The 18,784-nt window shown below is 70.4% G+C and carries 9 protein-coding genes and 1 pseudogene; 1 reads left to right on the top strand and 9 read right to left on the bottom strand.

Features of this window, described 5'->3' with window-relative positions:
* Positions 1 to 49 precede the first annotated feature (49 nt).
* Complete coding sequence (locus QE428_RS06115; protein WP_307466993.1) at positions 50 to 484, top strand: dehydrogenase; 435 nt, start codon at positions 50 to 52, stop codon at positions 482 to 484.
* A 9-nt stretch (positions 485 to 493) separates the two neighbouring features.
* On the opposite strand, the gene QE428_RS06110 is transcribed toward QE428_RS06115, so the two are convergent.
* The 9 genes and pseudogenes from QE428_RS06110 to QE428_RS06070 all read right to left on the bottom strand — a co-directional run bounded on the left by QE428_RS06110 (position 494) and on the right by QE428_RS06070 (position 18,784).
* Positions 494 to 2,218, bottom strand: coding sequence for a serine/threonine-protein kinase (locus QE428_RS06110; RefSeq protein ID WP_307466988.1), 1,725 nt, complete (start codon positions 2,216 to 2,218; stop codon positions 494 to 496).
* Entirely contained in the window at positions 2,215 to 3,660 is a 1,446-nt protein-coding gene (locus QE428_RS06105) for an FHA domain-containing protein (protein ID WP_307466985.1), read from the bottom strand. The genes QE428_RS06110 and QE428_RS06105 overlap by 4 nt, the downstream gene beginning before the upstream one ends.
* Positions 3,660 to 4,481, bottom strand: coding sequence for a PP2C family serine/threonine-protein phosphatase (locus tag QE428_RS06100; protein ID WP_307466982.1), 822 nt, complete (start codon positions 4,479 to 4,481; stop codon positions 3,660 to 3,662). The genes QE428_RS06105 and QE428_RS06100 overlap by 1 nt, the downstream gene beginning before the upstream one ends.
* The gene (locus QE428_RS06095; RefSeq protein ID WP_307466979.1) at positions 4,478 to 5,545 is read right to left on the bottom strand and encodes an RDD family protein; all 1,068 of its coding nucleotides are present in this window, start codon (positions 5,543 to 5,545) and stop codon (positions 4,478 to 4,480) included. The genes QE428_RS06100 and QE428_RS06095 overlap by 4 nt, the downstream gene beginning before the upstream one ends.
* On the bottom strand, positions 5,542 to 7,878 hold the full coding sequence (locus QE428_RS06090) for a transglutaminase domain-containing protein (protein ID WP_091358581.1): 2,337 nt from the start codon (positions 7,876 to 7,878) through the stop codon (positions 5,542 to 5,544). The genes QE428_RS06095 and QE428_RS06090 overlap by 4 nt, the downstream gene beginning before the upstream one ends.
* On the bottom strand, positions 7,875 to 9,203 hold the full coding sequence (locus QE428_RS06085) for a DUF58 domain-containing protein (protein ID WP_307466974.1): 1,329 nt from the start codon (positions 9,201 to 9,203) through the stop codon (positions 7,875 to 7,877). The genes QE428_RS06090 and QE428_RS06085 overlap by 4 nt, the downstream gene beginning before the upstream one ends.
* Positions 9,203 to 10,174, bottom strand: coding sequence for a MoxR family ATPase (locus tag QE428_RS06080; protein WP_091358576.1), 972 nt, complete (start codon positions 10,172 to 10,174; stop codon positions 9,203 to 9,205). Before QE428_RS06080 ends, QE428_RS06085 begins: the two co-directional genes overlap by 1 nt.
* Before the next feature lie 27 nt (positions 10,175 to 10,201).
* On the bottom strand, positions 10,202 to 16,306 hold the full coding sequence (locus tag QE428_RS06075) for an Ig-like domain-containing protein (protein ID WP_307466970.1): 6,105 nt from the start codon (positions 16,304 to 16,306) through the stop codon (positions 10,202 to 10,204).
* 179 nt (positions 16,307 to 16,485) lie between these two features.
* Positions 16,486 to 18,784, bottom strand: a pseudogene (locus QE428_RS06070) (ATP-binding cassette domain-containing protein).

Here is an 18,784-nt window from a genome sequence, read left to right as displayed (position 1 = left end):
ATGGAGTGCGGCGGCGCTGATCGCGTCGTCGCTCGCGGAGGAGATCACAGTGGACGCACGCGCGGACGAACCGGCACCCGGGGACTACGCGGAATCGCGCCTCATCGCGATCCCCGACGATCCGACGACGGATGCCCCCGGCTTCGCCGCGCTGCACCCCAGCCCGGAGTGGTGGCTCGCCCTCCCGGCCGGCTCGCGGCTCGTGGGTCTCGTCGTCTCGCGACCCGACATGCCGAGCGTCGTCGCGCAGCGCGAGGCGCTCGCGCAGTTCGGCGTGCCGATCGAGGGGTTCCGGCATCCCGCCCCCGACATCGGGGAGACGTGGGAGGAACGGCTCACGCGCCTGTTCGGCCGCCTGGGAGCCGGGGACGTGCTCGTCGTCACCGACGTCAAGGCGCTCGGCCGCGACGCGCACGAGGAGACCCGGACGGTCGCGGAGCTGCGCCGCCGGTCGATCATCGTGAAGGTGCTCGACCGGAGCTGAGCCGATCGCTCAGGACGTCGCGCAGATGCGGAGCGGGTCGCTCGTCGAGCCGTTCTCACGGCGCACGCTGACGTCGATGCAGAGCTGGGTGTCCGAGCCGAGCGAGACCGTGACGCTCGTCTCCCGCACGTTCGCCGCCGTGGCCTCGCCGCCGTCGAGACGGACCTGCTGCCACAGGTAAGTGTCCCCCTCCTGCGGATCGGGGTTGATCCAGCGGAACGTCGCCTTGTCGCCCGACACGGAACTCTCGCCCTCGGTCGGCGGCGCGATGAACTCCGACACGGGATCCTGCGGGATCGGCGCCGCCGAGGGCGAGGTCTCGGGAGCTGCCTCGTCGACCGGGGGCGTCAGGAGGGACGCGACGACGACGGCTCCCACCACGACGATGGCGACGACAGCGGCGGCGATCAGCCCGATCCACAGACCTCTGCGGGACGTGGCCGGAGCAGCCGTCGGCGGTGCCGTGTCCTGCGGAGATGCCGCCTGCGGGGATGCGGCCTGCGGCGCACCGGTCGTCGCGGACGGCGGAAGAGGCGCCGTCGGCGCCGTGGCAGCGGGAATGCGCTGGGGCCCCCGCACGATCGTGCCCTCGTCCGCCGCGGTGGTGACCGGGGCAGACGGCGGGATGGCCGTCGGCGGGCGCAGCATGGTCGCGTCGGAGCCGGTGTTCGTGCCCGTGTCGACGGGTGCCCAGCCCGAGGTGTCCCGGCGAGCCGTGGCATCCACCCCTGTGCCGAGCCCGCCGGCGAGAGCGGAACGCTCCCACGTGGGCCCCGCGGCGGGCGACGTGTGCGGATCGATGCTGACGATGCCGCGGACGCGGGTGAGTTCGCCGTCCTCCTCCTCGTCCTCGATGGGCGGAGCGTCGTCGAGGATGTCGATCGGGGTGACGGAGTGAGCCAGCTCGATCTGCACCTTCTGCAGAGCACGCGCGAAGGCGACGGCGGATTCGTACCTGTCGCCCGGCCGCTTCGACATGGAGCGTTCGAGCACCTGGAACAGGGACGCCGGCACGTCCGCGCGCTCGAGGCGCGCGAGCGGCTCCGACTCGATGCGGCGGATCAGGTCCGCGCCGCCGTTGCGCCCTCCGGGCACCTCGAACGGCGACCGACCCGCCAGCAGGTTGTAGACCGTCGCGCCCAGAGCCCAGACATCGGACTGCACGGTGAAGTCGGGGCTGTCGGCGAACGACTCCGGCGGGGACCACGGGATCGACATCCCGGCCGACGGATCGGTGCCCTCCGCCGTCGTCGCGATGCCGAAGTCGGTGAGCGCGGGGCGGTTGTACTCCGTGACGAGGATGTTCGCCGGCTTGATGTCGCGGTGGAGGATGCCGGCACGGTGCGCCGTCTCGACGGCTGCGGCGACCTGGATGCCGACGCGAAGCGACTCCGCGACCGAGATGGGCGCCGACCGGGCACGCACCTGCAGATTCGGCTTGGAGCAGTACTCCATGACCAGATACGAGCGGCCGTCGTCCGACACACCGGCCTGGTAGATCGTGACGATGGCGGGATGCGTCGACAGCATCGCCATGACGTTGGCCTCGGCCTGGAACTGCTCGGCGACGCCGCTGGTCATCTTGTCGGCGAGGAGGACCTTGACCGCGACCCGACGCCGCGGCAGCGCCTGCTCGTACAGGTAGACGTCGGCGAAGCCCCCGGACCCGAGGACCTGGACGTACGAGAAGCCGGGCAGTTGGGGCGGCGGCGCAGGGGCGCGCTTGGAGCTCACGGAAGGTCCTCGAAGGTGAGGGTGACGCCGTCGCCGAGATCGAGTACGTCGGCGTCGATCACCATGGTCGGCTCGTTCGGGTGGAGTCGGACGGGGTCGTGGCCGCCGCGGAGGAGGACGGTGCCGTTGGTGCTCGCGAGATCGACGGCGAGCACGTGCTCGCCCTCGGCGCGGATCTCGACGTGGTTGCGCGAGATGTCGTGCTGCGGCCCGTCGACGGCGACCAGCGTGGGCAGGTCGTTCTCGGCCGGGCGGGTGGAGCGGGGACGGCGCCCGATGATGACGGTGCGCTCCAGCTCGACGACCCGCCCGTCGGCGAGGCGGATGCGTCCGCGGGAGGGGCTGCGCGGCGGGACGTCCTCGATCGAGTCGTAGGACGTGGATGCCGCGCGCATCGCGCGGGCCTCGGCGACCGACACGGTGGCGCCGTCGTGGTCACCCAATTGCGCAGCGCCTGCCACGTCCGGCGGCAGCGGCGGCACAGGCGGCACGAAGGGCGGGAGAGCGGGCACCGCCGTCGTTCCCTTGGCCGCCGTGCGCGGGCTCGCGACCGTCGCGCCGAGCTCAGGGTCGTCGTCGATGCCGGAGACGGTCTCGGAGGGGGTCGCCGCACTGTGGGGCGCGGATCCGCCCGGGGTGGACACCGGCGATCCGCCGAGGGTGTGCAGGGGCGGCACGCCGGTGACGAGGCCGGGGGTCGCGGGCTCCGGCGCGAGCTCAGAGGCGGGTTCCTTCGCCCGGGTGCGGGGTGAGGCGATGGTCTCGCCGAGATCGGCCGGGGATTCCACCTCCGGCGAGGAGGCGGCCTCCGCCGCGGGCTCCGGCTCCGCCGCGGGCGCAGGCTTGACGGCCGGCTCAGGCTCCGGCTCGAGAACGGGCTCCGGCTCCGGCACGGGCTCGAGCGCGGGTTCGGGCTCGAGCGCGCGTTCGGGCTCGGCGGCGGGGGCAGACACCGCCGGTGCGGCGGCGGCGACGGGCGTCGGAGTATCGCCGCCCGCCAGGTCGAAGACGACCTCGGCCGCAGGGACGACTCCCGATGCGATCGGCAGCATGTCGGCATCCGTGCCCGTCCCGAGGTCGACGCTCACGCGCACGACCCCGGCGAGGAACCGTTCGGTCCAGGTGGCGACGCCGTCGCCCGAGATCGCGTCGACGCCGTCCGCGGTCTCGACGACGAGCGTGACCGGACCTCGGACGGCGACCCGGACGCCGTCGCCCTCGGCGACGGCGAGACCGAAGGGCGGGATCGCCGCGAGCGACGTCCCGAACGCGCCGGTCAGGGACTCGAGGACGGCACCGATGCCCCCGCCGTCCAGGCGACGCCAGACGCCCTCGACCGCGTGCGGGGTGACCGCCGGCGGCAGCACAGCGAGCGCGGATCCGGTCACGGCAGCACGCCACGCCTCGGCGTTGCCGTCAGGCCGGTATCGCACAGAGCGCATCAGGCGTCTCCTCCTGCCGCTGCACGCGGCCGTGTGTCCTCGTCGGCGTGCGACACGCGGCCCGCGGGCGACGTGTCGTACGCATCATCATCCTGCCCTGACACGCGGACGGCATCGACCACGACAGCCGTGATGTTGTCGCGACCGCCGTGGAGCATCGCCTCGTGAACGAGGCGGGTCGCCGCTTCGCCGGGGTCGCTCACATCTCGCAGGATGCCGCTGATGCGCTCTTCGGGAACCTCGCCCGACAGCCCGTCCGAGCAGATGAGCATGCGGTCCCCCGGTTCGGCCGCGACGAGCCAGAAGTCGGCCTCACCGCCGCTGCCGGCGCCGATCGCGCGGGTGATCTCGTTGCGCCGCGAATCGCGGCCTGCCGCTTCGCCGGTCAGCTCGCCCGCGTCGATGAGTTCCTGGACGACGGAATGATCGACGCTGATCTGCTCGAGCTCACCTTCCGCGTACCGGTAGGTGCGCGAATCGCCCACGTTGATCGTGAGCCAGTAGCCGTGCCCGCCGACCTCGGTGACCGCGACGCCGGTGAGGGTCGTGCCGGCCGCACGCCCCTCATGGCTGATCCGGAGTACGGCGGCGCGTGCCCGGGCGAGGGCGTCCCGCATCTCCTCGATGCCGACGGAGTCGCGGCCGACGAGGGTGCGGAACTCGGTGACGACGGCGGAGCTCGCTGCGGCTCCCGCGTCGTGACCGCCCATGCCGTCGGCGACGAGGAACAGCGGGTACTCCGCCAGATGCGAATCCTCGTTGACGCGCCGCCGCAGGCCCGGATGCGTCGCCGCACCGATCTCCACGTCGATCGCGATCATCGGGCGCTCTCCACCGTCAAGCTCCGGTCGCCGACCTCGAGGACGTCGCCCGACCAGATGCGCGCGGGTTCTCCGGGCGCGAGCCGTTGCGGCTGGCCGCCGCGGACGATCACGACGCCGTTGAGGGAGTGCCGATCGACGATCCAGGTTCCCGCGGCGTCGACGCCCACCTCGAAGTGGGTCTTGGACATCGAGAGCGTCTCATCGCGCACGGCGACGCTGCGACGTCCCTCCTGATGTCCGGGGCCGCGGCCGAACAGGCTCGGCTCGTAGACGTTGTGACGGGTGCCGTCATCCCAGCGGAGGATCGCGATGACCGGCGGAGCCGCGTGCTTCACCGCATCGGGCTTCCCGTCGCGGTGGGGAACCCCGGGAACGGTCGAGATGACGTCGACCGGCAGCGTCCGAGGGATGCGCCGGTTCGCCGGAGGGGATGCCGGGGCCCACGCGGGTGCCGGCAGGGCGGCACCCTGCAGCGCGGGCGCCGCGGGCGCGGGCGCGGGAGCGACGACCGGGGCGGGCGCCGCCGCGAGCACAGGCTCCGGCGACAGTGCCAGGGCAGGGGCGGGGGCAGGGGCGAGGTCGGCGGCCGGAGGGGAGGCCGGCGCCGCCTGCACCCGGTCGGGCCGTTCGACGCGGCTGACGTCGACCACGACGGCACCGGATGCGATGTCGTGCCACCCGCGTCGCCACCGCGAGGGGTCGAACAGGGGCGAGAACAGCCCGACGAGGACGCTGCCGGTCAGCCCCCAGATCAGGTTGCGCCCGAGTGCACGTCCGAAACCGAGGCCGGCGTCGTCCGCAGAGTGCGCGAGCGCGAGACCCATGAACCTCATGCCGAGCGATCCGCGTCGACCCTGGAGCGCCGTGTGGATCAGGAACCAGACGATCGCGGCGACGATGACCGCAGGGACCAGGACGAGAACCGGCACGGCGCTACCGGTGAGGACCGACGCGGTCACGACCACACCCGAGACGAGCGCGACGACGACTCCCGCGATCACGGAGTCGATGACGACGGCGAGGATGCGGTGGAGCATCGTCGCCGGGTGACGCTCGGTCATCGTCGTCGCGTCCGGACCATCGTCGAAAGACTCGCCCACAGATTCGTCCGGTCGCGTCGCAGCGACCGAAGACTCAGCCGCGCTCGCAGGCGCTGCCAGAACGTCGCTCCGCCGGCCATGCCTGCAACGATCTCGTCGACCTCGCGCCAGAACGCGTCGACGTCCTCGGGGCTGGGGTCGCCGGGACCGTAGACGTCGGCGTCGGCCTGCTGCGCGAGGGTCGCAACGCGGGCACCGTCGAACGACTCGCCGACGACGACCGCGCTCTCGGCTCGCGTGGACCCCGGCGGGACGCTGATGCGGTAGTCGACGGCGCGGTCGACGAGTTCGTCCCACCCGCCCGACACGCGATCCGCGGTGCGCTCCGCGTGCAGGCGGCGCGTACGCCGCGCGGCTTTGATCCCACCGATCACGAGGAAGGGCGACAGGAGCAGGAGGATGCCGCCCAGACCGACCGCCGTCCACAGCAGCACGGGCCCCAGCCACCCGAGACCGGAGTCGGGCTGCTCGTCCTGATCGCGCTCCTCGGCCAGTGCCGGCGGAAGCTCCGCGGGCTCCTGAGCGGGCGGCGGCGGCTGCAGCACCTGCGGCTTGGGGTTCGCTCGCGGCTTGGTGTTCTGCTGGCTCGGCTCGTTGTCCTCGTCGGGGGTCGGGTCGAACGGCACCCAGCCGACACCCTCGAACGCGATCTCCACCCACGCGTGGACGTTCTCGCCCGTCGCAGTGAAGACGCCACCGGCATCCTTCTCGTCCTGGTCGGGGTGCCAGCCCATGACGACGCGCGCCGGCATGCCGAGCTGCGTCGCCATGAGGGCCATGGCGACGGCGTACTGCTCGTCGTCGCCGATCATCTGCTCGTTCGAGACGAGCATCGAGATGCGCGCCGCACCGTGACCGGAGGGCGAGTAGACGTCGCTCGCAAGACCGTGGCTGAAGTAGCCGTCCGTCTGGAGATAGGTCTCGAGCGCCCGCGCCCGGTCGATCGGCGTCTCGGCATCCTCCGTGGCGTCCGAGGCGATCTCGCTGAGCGCCTGCGGGATGCCCGCCTGCTTGGGCATCTTCAGCGACGCAAAGGGGGTCTCCGAGAGCTGCTCATCCTTCACGACCGGGGGAACGATCGTGTCGATCGTGTACGCGTCACCCGATCGGACACCCGAGGTGGTCACGGCCGTCCCCGTGCCGTCGTTGAAGTGCGCACCACGACGGAGGTCGGTCGCGCGCGTCCCGGCGAAATCGAACTCGCGAGCGGAACCGACCGTCGGCAGCCAGACACCGGAGAGGTTCTCGATGTCGACGCGCACCTTCGTCTCGGTCCCCTCCGCCTGCGGCGACATGTTGGAGCGGATGGAAGTGAACGCACTCGACGAACCCGCACCGTCCTCGGCGACGTTGTAGACGATGCCGTCGTAGGAATCCATCGTCGCGAGGCGCACGCGGCCGTCCTCCGGGAGGCCGGTGACGGTGAACAGCGGATCGGTCGTGTAATCGCGGACGTACTTGCGCCAGGCCTGCAGCGGGCTCGCATAGTCGTGGATGTCGAAGGGCGGGACGACGAAGTCCCGCAGGATGTAACGCTGCGTGGGGGGTGCGGCGGTCGCCGCCACCGCGGCGCCTGCACCCGTCGCGAGAGCGAGGACGACGCCGCCCGAGATGAGGCGACGCAGTCGTGCGGCGCGCGAGGCATCCGCTCCCGGCGTCGCCGCTTCGACGGCGGTGCGCTCCGGGCTCCACATCGTCCGCAGCGCGAGCCAGACGACGGCGACGACGGCGAAGAGGACGCCCTGCACGATCGGGGCGACGGTCTGAGCGGTGCCGAGGAGGATCTCGCCCGCGATGTAGAGGGAGGCGGGGATCAGCGCCCACGCCGCACGCCGCAGCCGGAGCGCGAGCGATGCGGTGAGCACCGACGCGACGAGCGTCAGGAGGAACGGCACGATCAGGTGTCCGTCGCCGGGGTCCACCGGCGGCACCGTGGTGAGCAGGTCCTTCCACGAGGTCACGACGCCGACCGCGAGCTGACGCCAGGTCTCGAGCGTCGGAATGACTCCGAGGAAGGTCGTGTGCGGCAGGGCGAGCGCGCCGCCGAAGAGGAAGTACACCGCGACTGTCGCGCCCGTGAGGGTGAGGACCCCCCAGCGCCAGCGCGCCCCGACCCACGCGAGCACGAGACCCAGCAGGAGCGCACCGATCGCCGCGACCAGGTAAGACGTGCCGTCGAAGGTGGCGGCGAAGCCGATGATCGCGACCGTCAGGAGGAGGACCACGGCACCGACGTCCGCGACGACACGGCGCCAGGTCATGCCGGGCAGCAGCAGGAAGGCGAGACGGTTCACGAGAGTACCTTGCGGAGGGCGTTCGGGAGCTGGTCGAGGTGCCCGAGGGCGACGACGTCGGCGTCGCCCACGCGGCGCAGCGCGGGGGATTCGAGGCGGCTGTCCGCGATGACCGCGATGGTGCGCACTCCGAACGGCACGCGGGAGCACGCCAACCGGATCTGGCCCGCGTCGACCGTGGACCCGCAGATGAGGACGGCGACGGCGGCATCCGGGGAATGGGCGGCCAGGATGCCGGCGAGGGCGACGATCCCGCCATCGCGGGGCTTCGTCGTCTCGAGGGCGGAGAGCGAGTCGAGGAAGCGGCGACCCGTCTCGGCTCGGATCTTGCCCTCGGACGTGCGGACGTCGAGGGAGCGCGAATCGCGGAGCGCCCGGAGGCCCACCGACCCGGTGACCGAGATCGCCGTCTCGAACTCGTCGGCATCCCGGTACTCTCCGGGATGGGTCGACAGCGCGACGACGAAGTGCGACCGGCGGGTCTGCTCGTACTCGCGGACCATGAGGGTGCCGGTGCGGGCCGTGGACTTCCAGTGGACGTGCCGCAGGTCATCGCCCGGCTGATAGTCGCGGAGCGCGTGGAACGACACGTCGTCGCGGGCCAGGTGCTGGTTGGGCAGTCCCTCGAGGTCGCGCATCAGACCGAGCGAGAGCCCCTCGAGCGGGAGCGTGCGCGGGTGCACGAACAGGTCGACGGCCTGGCGCCGGTCGTGGGTGCGCTCGAACAGGCCCAGCGGGTCGCCGCGCAGCACGCTGACGGGCCCGACGGAGAGGACCGCCCGGTGGGTCGTGGGGATCGCGAACAGCTCCTCGTGCTCTTCGCCCGCCTGCAGGCGCGGCACCTGGAACACTCCCCGCCCGGACCCGACCGGGAGGACGATCTCGGAGGGCAGCAGGGCGCGCGAGGTGCGGTTCGCCAGCTTCAGCGCACCGACGGCCCGCTCCCCCACCACGACGCGGGTGCGCGTGAGGTCGAGGTCCACGTCGTACGCCGTCCGACCGAACAGGAAGCCCACGCACAGGAGCGCGAGGACGGTCGCCACGATGGCCGCGACGAACGCCTCCTGCCACCCGAGCGTGAGCGCAGCGATCCACAGAACGATCGCCACGGCGATGACCACCCAGCCGGTGACCTGGATGACGGCGGCGACGACGGAGATCCGCGCACCGGCGCGGCGCGCCCAGACCGCGGCATCCTCTCGGAACTTCTCGCCCCGCGTCGCCTGACGCGCGGCGAAGGCGGGAGCGTCCTCGACGGTGTCCGCGGGCGCGCCGGAGGGGCCGGGCGCGTCCGGCGCGGCGACCGTCTCCGGCGTCATCGTCATCAGGCCGACGCCCTCGCGAGAGGCGCCTCGACCTGCGTGAGAGCGCGCTCGATGACGGACTCCGACGTCGTGCCCGAGAACTCGGCCTCGGGGTCGAGGACGAGGCGGTGGGTCCATACCGGCGCGGCGAGCGCCTTGACGTCATCGGGGATGACGTAGTGACGGCCCTGCGATGCCGCGACGACGCGCGCGATGCGCATCATCGAGATCGCACCGCGGACCGAGACGCCGAGCTTCGTGGCATCCGACTCGCGGGTGGCCTCAACCAGCTGCGCCGCGTAGCGGGCGACGGCGGGGTCGACGTGGACGGTCGCCGCGAGGTCGGCCATGTCGGCGACGGCCTTCGTCGTGATGACGGGACTCAGCTTGCCGGACGGGTTGCGGTCGACATCGCCGGCGAGGATGCGCTCGGCAACGGCGAGCGAGGGGTAGCCGATCGACGTCTTGATCATGAAGCGGTCGAGCTGGGCCTCGGGCAGCTTGTAGGTACCCGCCTGCTCGATCGGGTTCTGCGTCGCGATGACGAGGAACGGGCGGCCCACCTCGTGCGGCACGCCGTCGACGGTGACCCGCGACTCCTCCATGACCTCGAGGAGGGCCGACTGCGTCTTCGGCGAGGCGCGGTTGATCTCGTCGGCGAGGACGATCGACGAGAAGACGGGTCCCTTGTGGAACTCGAACTTGTGGTTCTGCTGGTCGTAGATCGTGACACCGGTCACGTCGGAGGGCAGCAGGTCAGGCGTGAACTGGATGCGGGTGGACGTGCCCTGCACGCTCGCGGCGAGCGCCTTCGCGAGGCTCGTCTTTCCCGTACCGGGAGCGTCCTCGAGGAGGACGTGGCCCTCGGCGAGCATCGCGGCCAGCACGAGGCCGACCACCTCGCGCTTGCCCATCAGGGCCTGGTCGACGTTGTCGACGAGGCGCGTGAACGTGTCGCGGAACCAGGCCGCCTGTTCAGGGGTCATGCTCATTCGTTCAGTCCTTGCTCTCGAAGGTGTTCACGGCCGTGGCCAGAAGGTTTTCTCGGTGTCGACAGAGCCGCCCCAGCCTTGGATGTCGACCCAGACGTTCTGACCGTCGCGCCCCACGTGGCACGTCAGCTCCTGGCTGCCTGCGCCGTTGAAGTTGATCCGTCCGTAGCTGGAGAAAGCTCCATCGTTGTCACTCACGCACGTGACGGTCCGGGTTCCGATGTTGAGGTTCTCCCAGTGGACGTTGTAGCGGCGGCATCCGTTGACGCAGTTCCCGTCGGCGGATCCCTGTGTGACCCACACCCGCGGCTGCGGCGGCGGCGGCGCATCGACGGTCGACGCCGTCGACTGCGCGGTCGTCGTGGTGCTGCCCGCGGCGCTGGTGCGCACCTCGATGGTCCGCGTCACGCTGTAACCGAGCGCGTAGTCCTCGGTGCCGGACGCGGCGACCGTTCGCCAGCCTCGTCCATCTCCCGTGCGGATCTCGGTCGTGACCGGCCGCCCGTTGGGTCCAGGCGAGGACCAGCTCATGCGGATCGTCTGGCCGTCCCCGACGCGGTTGGCACTCGCCGACGGGTTGCCGATCTGCCCGTAGGGACGGACCTGATTGGATGCCGCTGACGCCGCACCCTCGTAGGTCGTGCCGTCGGCGGTGGCCACGGCGCGGATCTGCACCGTGTAGGCGCCGTTGTTGTTCACCGCGCCGTTGCCGATCGTGCCAGAGGTACCCGAGCCGCCACCCTGAACCCAGTCCGCTCGCCAACCGCCGCCGACGTTGTACTGGTACTGGATCTCACTCGAGGTGGCTCCGTTGGACGCACCCGGCTGCCACCGCACGGTGACCTGATTGTCCCCTTCACCCGCGGTCACGCCGGTCGGCGCTCCCGGAGGCGTGAAGGCGCGGCGCGGCGCGGAGGGAGCGCTCCACTCCGACCAGCCGGCCTTGTTGCGGGCGCGGACGCTGTAGGTGTAGTTCGTCTCCGACGTGTCGACGACGACGGCCTGGCTGGTCTGTCCCGCCGACGGCGCGAGGGTGTCGACCACGCTGCCGCCGCGGATGACGCGGAGCTCGTACCCCGAGATGGCGTCGCCGTTCTCGGCCGGCGGGTTCCACGAGACGCGCATCTGCGCGCGGTTGCCGACGGGCTCCATCCGCGCCACCGTGGGCGCGCCGGCCGTCGCCGGCGGGGCCGCGGGGATCTCCCCGGCGGACCACTGCGAGAAGTCAGACGGCTCGGGCGCACGGTTGTGCGCGCGGACGCGGACCTGGTACTCGACGCCGTTCTGCAGACCATCCCACGTGACGCGGGTCGTCGTGACGCCGGTCCGCTGCGCGACCCCGGACGGGGGCGCGGGCGAGATCTCGAGCGTGTAGCTCTCGACCGGCGAGCCCTCGGTGCGCGGCGCCGTCCAGCTGACGTCGAGGCTGCGGTCGCCGAAGGTCAGGGTCGGCGGCGCGGGCTGGTCGGGCCGCACGTCGGGTCGGGCGGTCTCAGACGGCACCGACGGCTCGGACTCGCCGACGCTGTTGGTCGCCGTCACCACGAAGTTGTACTCGACGTTGTTCGTGAGCCCGTCCAGGGTGCACGTCGTCGACGGGCAGTCGCGGGTGTACCCACCGGCCGTCGAGGTCACGGTGTACTTCTCGATCCGGCGGCCGTTGTCGACCGGGGGCGTCCAGCTGAGAACCACCGTGCGGCTCTCGACCGTCGTGACGGTGGGCTTGCCGGGCGCATCGGGGCGCCCCTGGACCGTGATGCGGATGCGGCCGTCGACACGTCGATCGGCGTCGCCCGTCGCGTCCTGCACGGTGTACCGGACGACCACGTTGCCGACGAAGTCCTTGTCCGTGGTCACGCTGACGGAGCCGCCCGACACGTCGACGGAGGTCACCGCGCCTGTCTCGATCTGCGTGCTGACGATCTCGAGAGGCTTCTCGGGGAACGGGTTGACGTCGTTCTTCAGCACGTCGATCGACACGGTTTCGCCCTGATCCGCCTGTGCCACGACGTCGTCGTTCACGGAGGGCAGCTCGCGCGTGGAGGCGGTGACCGTCACCTGGATGTTCGCATCGACGGGTTCCGTCTGACCGTCGGTGGCGCGCACCGTGAGCGAGAACCGGGTGCCCTTCTTGACGTCCGCTTGAGCGGACACCCGCAGGGTCTGCCCGTCGATCGAGGCGTCGATGCCGCCGGGGGCGTCGGACGCGAGCGAGAACTGGAGCTTGTCCATGTCGCCCGGGTCGGGATCGGAGGCCAGCTCCCGCAGACCGAGGGTCGTCGGGTCCTCACCCGGCGCCACCGAGATCGACGCGCCGGTCATGGTCGGCGGGACGTTGTCGGGCGGGAGCACCGTGATCGGGATGGAGAGGGTGGACTTGCGGCCCTCCGCGTCGTCGGGACCGTTCCCGTCGGTGACCTCGAAGGTCAGGGCATCCGAACCGAAGTAGCGCTCCGCCGAGGTGTAGGTCAGCGTCGACTCGTCCTTGACGAGGTTCGCACCGTTGCTGTGCGCGGCGGCCACCTTCTCCGCCTCGGTGATCACGACGTTCCCGCCACCGGACGCACGGACGTATTCGGACAGCGGAAGCTCGATTGTCTCACCGCTTTTGACCGTGACGGGCTCGGTCGAGATCAGGGTCGGGGGCAGGTCCTGGAACGACGGGACGTGGATGAAGGCCGCGGCGACCTGATCATCCTCGTCGGTGACGAAGTAGGTGATGAGCTGACGCTCGTCGGTGATGTCCAGACTGACCTGACCGCCGGATCCGACGCGGGCCGCCTCACCGCCGGTGCCGAGCGACACCTTCAGCGCGGAACGCGTGCCGTCGGGGTCGTCGTCGTTCGCGAGCACGTCGACCACCGCGCTGCCGTCCTCCTGCACCTGCTCCGGCAGGACGCGGTCGTCCCGCGCGATGGGGCGGGCGAGGGGAACGTCGGGATCGACCGTGACCTGCACGGACGTCGTCGCGCTGAGGCCGCGCTCGTCGGCGATCGTGTAGAGCACGCTCGTCTGCATCGGCTCGTCGGGGGCCGTGATCAGGAGCTGCTGTCCCGACACCTTCGCGCTCAGACCCGGGACGTCCGCAGCCTCGACGGCGTTCTCGGCGAAGCCGAACTTGTCGCCGTCGGGGTCCGAGTCGTTCTTCAGCACGTCGACGGCCACCGTCCGTCCCGGACGCATGGTGATCGAGTCGCGCACCGCATACGGGGCCTGGTTGGTGGTGGGAGACGGGGCGATGCCGACCTCGACGGTCGCGGTCGCCTCCTTGCCGAGGGCGTCACGCACCCGGTACTGGAATCGATCGACGCCGACGGAGTCCTCGAACGCCGTGTAGGTGAAGGAGTCCGCCTCGATCGCCGAGACCTGCCCCTTCTGCGGCGCCGACGCGAGCCCGACGAGTTCGACCGAGTCGCCGTCCGCGTCGATCCCGTTGAGGTCGATGGGCACCGTCACGGCCGAGTTGCTGAGGGTCCGGACGGTCACGTCGCGGGGACGCGGAGCGGCGTTCGCCTTGTCGTCGCGGGGCAGGATGCGGATGGTGACGTAGCCGGCATCCCGTTGACCGGTCTCGTCGACGACCTCGTAGGTCGCGTTGACCGTCTTCGCTTCGGGCCCGGCGCGGAAGCGCAACGTGTCCTCCGAGACGAACAGGTCGCCGTCGGCTTCGTCGATGAGCGGTGGGACGAGGTCCGGCGAGACGTGGATCTCGCTGTTGTTCGGGCTGTAGTCGTTGTCCATCACCGGGATGGTCACGACGTCGCCGGCGCGCACGACGACCTCGTCGTCGACGGCGATCGGCGGCCGGAGCTTCTCGGGTGCGGGCACCGGGATGACGATGATCTCGCCCTGCGCGGACTGCTCCCCGTTGGAGATCGTGTAGGTCAAGCGGACCTGCTTGTCGAGCGACGCTTGGTCGCTGACGCGCACGGTCTCGTGACCGAGGACGGCGGCGGCGACACCGGCATCCTCGTCGACCGAGACCGACTGGACGACCAGGATGCCGCCCTGCGGATCCGTGTCGTTGCCGAGCACATTGACGAGCACGTCTCCGCCGGCGGGCAGCAGTGCGACGTCGCGCACCGCGATGGGGGCGACGTCGGCATCCTCTTCGGGAAGGACGTCGATGCGGACGATGCCCGGAGCGGAGTTGGGGCCCGCGGATGCGAGGTAGGTCGCGTAGTACGTGCCGACCTTCGACGACCGGAACGTGAACGACTTGTCGGGGTAGTCGCGGCCGACCGTCCCCCCTTCGACGTCGTCCACGCGGGTCAGGCGCAGCTGCTCGCTGCCCGTGCTCGTGTCGTTCGTCAACGGGCGCACCGTGACGGGACGATCGGGACGCGTCACGACGTGATCGGCGTTCGTGACCGGCAACGTCGTGCCGAGAGGACGGATGTCGAACCGCGCCACTCCGGCAGTGCTTTCGCTTCCGTCCGAGACGGAGATCGGGACGTCCTTGCGGCCCTGGGTGCCGCCGATCGCCCGGTACGTGATCTGACCGTCCGGAGTGAACTCGGCCTCGTCGCCGCCGTCGGGGCTGACCGACTGGAGGAAGATGTCGTCGCCGTCCGGATCGACCCAGTCGCTGAGGACGTTGTACGAGACGACACCGTTCGTCTCGACCGTGATGGCCGTCTTGCGCTTCTGGACCGGCGGGGAGTTCTCGGAGAGCGGCTTCACCGTCAGCGAGACCCGGGCGCTGTCCTTGCCCCCGCGGCCGTCCGAGACCTCGTAGGTGAAGTTCGTCGTCCCGGTCGCGTCCTCGGGCATCGCGATCTGGAGGGCGGTGCCGTTGTAGATGGGGATGACCTCGCCGGTCGACGGCGGTGTGACGACCTTGGCGACGAGCACGTCGCCGTCTGCGTCGAGGTCGTTCTCGAGGACCGGGAGCACCGTGGTGCGGCCCGGACGAACGCCATAGCGGTCGTCCTCGGCCACGGGCGGCGTGTTCTGCTCGCTACGCTCGGGGAGAGTCGTCTGGATCGTCTCCTCGGTCGTCTCCTCCTCCTCTTCGCCCTCGCCCTCGGGAGGAGTGATGTCCTCCCAGTTGTCCACCTGCTGCAGCGCGTCGCTGGCCATCCACGCGCCGCCGCCGAAGACGTCGTTCAGCACGACCACGTCGCGGTTCACACGGAAGCGGAGATCGCTCTTGCCGTCGACGCCCTTGATCGTCTTGGCGAGGTCGTTCTCCTCGCCGTCGCAGTCACGGATGAATGCGCCGGTTCCGGACCACGCGCCGTAGGCGCAGCCGGCGACGTGGACCGGCTGCGCCGGGTTGCCTCCGCCGCCTTCGGCATCCTTCACGACGGCATCCCCGCCGCCGAGCGGGACACGCACCAGCTGCGTCGGGGTGGCGAGGGTGACGGAGTCGGTCACGTTGGACGGCTGCTGGAGCACCGCGTCTTTCGGAACCTCCGTCTGCAGGCCGTCGCTCGAATAGAGCACCGACGTGGTCCGGTCGAGGACGACACTCACGCCGCCGACCGCGCTGATCGCGAGCTCGTCGCCCTTATCGATCCCCTCGAGATCGCGCTCCGCCGTCTGCACGAAGCTGCCGTCCGCGCCGGGCGCGTAGGCGAAGAGCTTGCCCGTCTCGGGAGAGACGGCGTACACGATGCCCGCGGTGCTGACGGTGACGACAGCCCCCTTGCCGAGCTTGGCGATCGGGTCGCCCGATTCCTTGCCGACAGCGGCGATGGACGTGAAGGGTGCCGCGCGGAGCCCGCCGTCACCGTCGACCGTCGCGACCGTCGGTCCGCCGAGGACGGTCTTCGCACCGGATGCGAGGTCGGCGCTGTCGGACAGGACGACCCGCGCGGGGTCGATCGCCGTCGCCGTGTTCTCGGTCTGGTCCGTGACGAGGACGCGGTTGCCGGCCTGCTGGATGTCGTAGTCGGCCGACAGCGTGCGGAGACCGCCGTCGAGGATGCGCGACTCATTGTTGAAGTGCCCGACGAGCAGGCTCGTCTGCTTGGTCAGCCACACGCCGCCGTCGTTGAGGTCGACCTCGGTCGTCGGCTCACCCTCGTAGGTGAGAGCGAGGACGCTGACAGCCACGACGGCCGCGGTCACCGCACTGATCGACGCGAACGTCTTGGGGCGGGATCGCAACCAGCCGAATGACATCATGAGCGCTCTGACTCCCCCAGGCAGACATGCGTGCAGTGCCGACGGCACTCGGCAGGACAGGCCGGGTGCGTCGAGGTGTGGACGCCATTAAGGATAAATGAGTGACGAATCGAGGGCGAGCGCGTGACGTGGGGACTTCTCCCCATCTATGCTTCTTCGTCCGACGGGGCTGAGCCGCGTCAGACGGCCCCGACGTACCGGGCCAGGTGTTCGCCCGTCAGCGTCGACCGCCCCTCCGCCAGCGCCGCCGGCGTCCCCTCGAAGACGATGCGCCCGCCGTCTCGTCCCGCGCCGGGCCCGAGGTCGATGAGGTGGTCCGCGTGGGCCATGACCGCCTGATGGTGCTCGATGACGATGACGGAGTTGCCGGCATCCACCAATCGGTCGAGCAGGGCGAGCAGATTGTCGACGTCGGCGAGGTGCAGACCCGTGGTCGGCTCGTCGAGGACGTAGATCGCACCCTTCTTCGCCATGGCGATCGCGAGCTTCAGGCGCTGTCGCTCGCCACCCGACAGGGTGTTCAGCGCCTGCCCGAGGGTGATGTACCCGAGACCCACGTCGATCATCCGGGCGAGAGTCGTCTTCGCCGGTCCGGTCGTGAACCCGTGGGCTTCCTCCGCTGACATCGCGAGGACCTCGGCGATGTTCTTGCCGTCGAGCGTGTATTCCAGGACGGCGTCGCTGAACCCCGACCCGTCGCACACCTCGCAGCGCGTCTCGACGCTCTGCGTGTAGCCGAGGTTCGTGATGATGACGCCGAGCCCCTTGCAGGCGGGACACGCCCCCTCGGAGTTCGCGCTGAACAACGACGGTTTGACGCCGTTGGCCTTGGCGAACGCAGAGCGGATGCCGTCGAGCACCCCCGTGTAGGTGGCGGGGCTCGAGCGGCGCGATCCCTTGATCGGCGACTGGTCCACGACCACGACATCGTCGAAGGCGGGGACGTTCCCGTGGATGAGCGACGACTTGCCCGAACCCGCGACGCCCGTGACGACCGTGAGCACCCCGAGCGGGATGTCGACGTCGACGCCGGTGAGGTTGTGCTGCGTTGCACCCCGGACAGACAGAGATCCGGTCGCGGTGCGCGTGCTCGTCTTCAGGGCGGCGCGGTGGTCGAGGTGCCGCCCCGTCAGGGTGTCGGAGGCGCGGAGACCCGCGACATCCCCCTCGTACATGATCCGACCGCCGCGAGAACCCGCCTGCGGTCCCAGGTCGACGACGTGGTCGGCGATCGCGATGACCTCGGGCTTGTGCTCGACGACGAGGACGGTGTTGCCCTTGTCGCGCAGCAACAGGAGCAGCTCGTTCATGCGCTGGATGTCGTGTGGATGGAGTCCCGCCGTCGGCTCGTCGAAGACGTAGGTGACGTCCGTCAGCGCCGAGCCGAGGTGTCGGATCATCTTCGTGCGCTGCGCCTCGCCGCCCGAGAGGGTGCCGGAGGAGCGATCGAGTGAGAGGTAGCCGAGGCCGATGTCGATGAACGAGGCGATGACCCGCTTGAGCGACGAGAGCAGCGGACCGATGGAGGTCGGGTCGACGGGTGTCGAGCCAGGCCGAGAGATCGGTGATCTGCATCGCCGAGACCTGTGCGATGTCGACGCCACCGATCTTCGAGGAGCGCGCGCCCGCGTTCAGACGGCTGCCACCGCAGTCCGGGCACGGCAGGAACTTCACGGCACGGTCGACGAACGCACGGATGTGCGGCTGCACGGCTTCACGGTCCTTCTGAAGGAACGACTTCGTGATCTTCGGAACGAGACCCTCGTAGGTCATGTTCATGTTCTGGAGCTTCACTTTCGTGGGCTCCTTGTAGAGGAAGTCCGCGCGTTCCTCTGCCGAGTAGGCGGAGATCGGCTTCGCGGCATCCAGGAACCCGGACTCGGTGAAGATCCGCACCATCCACCCGTCCACGTTGTAGCCGGGAACGGTGATCGCTCCTTCGGAGAGGGACTTCGAGCTGTCGAACAGCTCGTCGAGGTCGACGTCGCTCACCTCGCCGAGCCCCTCGCAGCGCGGACACATGCCGCCGGTGACGGTGTCGGCACCCGGAGCGGACGGGATGTTGAACGAGAACGCCTGCGGTGATCCGATGTGCGGCTGGCCGAGCCTGCTGAAGAGCAGGCGGAGCATCGCATACGCGTCGGTCACGGTACCGACCGTCGACCGCGCGTTGGCTCCCATTCGCTCCTGGTCGACGATGATCGCGGGACTGATGTTCTCGAGTCCGTCGACGTCGGGACGGCTCAGCTGAGCCATGAACTGCTGCACGAACGTCGGGTATGTCTCGTTGATGAGACGCTGCGATTCGACGGCGATCGTCCCGAACACGAGCGACGACTTGCCCGACCCGCTCACGCCGGTGAACACCGTCAGGCGTCGCTTGGGGATCTCGACGTCGACGTCCTTGAGGTTGTTCTCCCGCGCGCCGAGGACGCGGATGACGTCGTGCGCGTCAGCGACGTGACTGTCGGATGCCAC

It is taken from the genome of Microbacterium sp. SORGH_AS_0505, from assembly GCF_030818715.1.
Classification (GTDB): domain Bacteria; phylum Actinomycetota; class Actinomycetes; order Actinomycetales; family Microbacteriaceae; genus Microbacterium.
The sequence above is the reverse complement of the archived record's forward strand: the minus strand, read 5'-3'. Positions and strand labels throughout refer to the sequence as shown.

Bases quoted from the DNA above. Each gene is read 5' to 3' on its own strand.
- QE428_RS06105 (WP_307466985.1), bottom strand. From the start codon at position 3,660: ATGCGCTCTGTGCGATACCGGCCTGACGGCAACGCCGAGGCGTGGCGT.
- QE428_RS06100 (WP_307466982.1), bottom strand. From the start codon at position 4,481: ATGATCGCGATCGACGTGGAGATCGGTGCGGCGACGCATCCGGGCCTG.
- QE428_RS06095 (WP_307466979.1), bottom strand. From the start codon at position 5,545: ATGACCGAGCGTCACCCGGCGACGATGCTCCACCGCATCCTCGCCGTC.
- QE428_RS06085 (WP_307466974.1), bottom strand. From the start codon at position 9,203: ATGACGATGACGCCGGAGACGGTCGCCGCGCCGGACGCGCCCGGCCCC.
- QE428_RS06080 (WP_091358576.1), bottom strand. From the start codon at position 10,174: ATGAGCATGACCCCTGAACAGGCGGCCTGGTTCCGCGACACGTTCACG.
- QE428_RS06075 (WP_307466970.1), bottom strand. From the start codon at position 16,306: ATGATGTCATTCGGCTGGTTGCGATCCCGCCCCAAGACGTTCGCGTCG.